This is a genomic window from Neisseria sp. P0021.S007 (assembly GCF_051956855.1).
In genome coordinates this window covers 1-486 of sequence record NZ_JBQCXA010001403.1, presented here as the reverse complement: position 1 = coordinate 486, position 486 = coordinate 1, and the positions used below count along the sequence as shown (strand labels likewise).

Sequence of the window (486 nt, the reverse complement as noted above, 5' to 3'; positions counted from 1 at the left end):
GTGTGAGGCAGGGTTTGCAGATATTGCCCGCTTACATCCTTTTGTCAAACAGGTTCATGTAATGAAATGGCGGCAGTGGCGCAAACACCTTTTTCAGGCTGAAACGTGGCGTGAAATAGGCCGTCTGAAAACGGATTTACAGGCTGAATCTTTTGATTTTGTTTTAGATAGTCAAGGACTGATTAAAAGCGCATGCTTTGCCAAAATGGCAAAATCCCCTATTTACGGTTTAGATAAACACAGCACGCGTGAAAGTTTGGCTGCCTTTGCATACAGTAAAACATTTGCCGTGCCGAAAGGCAAAAATGCGGTCTGGCGAAACCGTGAATTATTCGCCCAAGTATTTGGTTATACAATGCCTGAGACGCAGGTATTTGGTTTGTCGGTTCCTGAATTATGCCGTCTGAAAAATTTGCAATCCCCCTATTACGTTGCTTTGCATGCAACCAGTCGAGACAGTAAATTATGGCCGGTAGAACACTGGCG

The 486-nt window shown here is 44.4% G+C and carries 1 protein-coding gene; it reads left to right on the top strand.

Features of this window, described 5'->3' with window-relative positions; genetic code table 11:
* On the top strand, nucleotides 1-486 hold a 486-nt coding region (gene waaC, locus ACTHUR_RS19400; RefSeq protein ID WP_440400421.1), incomplete at both ends, for a lipopolysaccharide heptosyltransferase I.